This is a genomic window from Pseudomonas sp. Irchel 3E20, assembly GCF_900187645.1.
Taxonomy (GTDB): Bacteria; Pseudomonadota; Gammaproteobacteria; order Pseudomonadales; family Pseudomonadaceae; genus Aquipseudomonas.
On the sequence record NZ_FYEE01000035.1, the window covers coordinates 1 to 1,398 of the forward strand.

The 1,398-nt window shown below is 56.1% G+C and carries 2 protein-coding genes; both read right to left on the reverse strand.

From position 1 onward, the window contains the following. Positions 1 to 29: 29 nt before the first annotated feature. On the reverse strand, positions 30 to 593 hold the full coding sequence (locus tag CKW13_RS24090; protein WP_095111256.1) for a siphovirus Gp157 family protein: 564 nt from the start codon (positions 591 to 593) through the stop codon (positions 30 to 32). Next, positions 590 to 1,315 carry a hypothetical protein gene (locus tag CKW13_RS24095; protein ID WP_095111257.1) on the reverse strand — a complete coding sequence of 242 codons (726 nt, stop codon included), beginning with the start codon at positions 1,313 to 1,315 and terminating at the stop codon, positions 590 to 592. The genes CKW13_RS24090 and CKW13_RS24095 overlap by 4 nt, the downstream gene beginning before the upstream one ends. Between the last annotated feature and the right edge of the window lie 83 nt (positions 1,316 to 1,398).

Genomic DNA, 1,398 nt, shown 5'->3' on the forward strand with positions numbered 1-1,398 from the left:
TGAGGTGGTTGCTGATGTGCATGGCAGCCTCACTTGATTCGGAGTGAACTTTCACCGCGCTCCAAGTGAGCCCATTTCGGCTCCTCGAGCAGCTCATGTTCGGCATCCTCGCCGGCGGCCATACGCTTTCGCACCGCCTCGTTGTGTTCGCGTATTTCCTTTAGCTTGGCGGCGATAGCCGTCTTGTCTGGCGCAAAGGTGGTCTTTGGGGTGATGAAGTCTTCGGGGAGCTCATCTTCCTTGTCGACGACTACCTTTTCTTTGCCAGCGGCCAGAGTGATGGTGAACAGTGGGCGCTTGATCGACTTGATGTTGGCTGCCTCCATATTTCTCCGGAGATAGTCGCTGATGGCCGTAACGCTGTTGGACTTGATGCGCTTTAGTTCGGCGAGTCGATCAATCTCGGCGTCGATGGCGGTCACGTCGCTTTCGATGTTGCGGCGCAGCATGACGATGCTGTCGGCTTTGTCGCTAAAGTCGCCTTGAACCTCGTCCATGGCATTTTGCAGTGCCTCTTTCAGGCCCTCATCATCGGTGTCGGCCATGGCTTGAAGTTCGGCTAGCTTGCCGGTGAGCGCATATAGCTGGGTCATGCTGCATTCTCCTTATCGGCGTCAGTGATGCGTTTCCACTCCAGTGAGATGCGTTCTGCACCCTTGGGGTCTTTTCGCCGGGTGAGTTTCAGCACTGCGACGTCGTGGATTTTTTTCAGTTCTTGAGGCGATTTGGCGCCGGCCATCGTTTCGATTACCGACTTGATATAGTCCAGGCGCTCTTGTTGCTGACGCAGCTTTTCGGCCTCCTTGTCTTCGGCTTGCTCGATCAGTTCTTCGTCTTTCAGTTGGTTGACGTACTCGGCATCGTCAAACATCCCCAGGAACACGTCAGCACTGAAGCCGAGCATCGACAGGGATTTCTTGATGGCGTCGGTCAGCGATTTTTTTGGTGCTTCGCCATCTGTGGTCGTGCCGTATTTCGACTTGTACAGGTAGCGGGTGCAGCCGTACTGCTCGATCTCACCGCGTTTGCCGTCCAGCTCGAACCAGAAGCGAATCTTGATGGTGTGGTTGAGCTCGCGACCAAGCACCAGGCGCTTATCACCTTCGCCGCTAACCATTTCAGAGCCTTCGTCGAAGCGCTCTTCCATAACCGACCAGCCGAACCCGATGCCGACCGGGCCGAATACCTCGGTGGCCTTCATAATCATCGCGGTGCCATTGAGGCTGGTGATCTTCTGGCCGCCTACCTCTGCGGCTTTCGTGTAACGGGTATCGGTCGTGCTGACCTTGTCCCAGATCTGCATGTTCGCGGACATGGCTGCTCTCCGCGCCACCGGAAAGGGGCGCTGTAAATTAGTTATTGGGTAACGTGACCGGCGTAGGCGCTTGCGAGCATCCA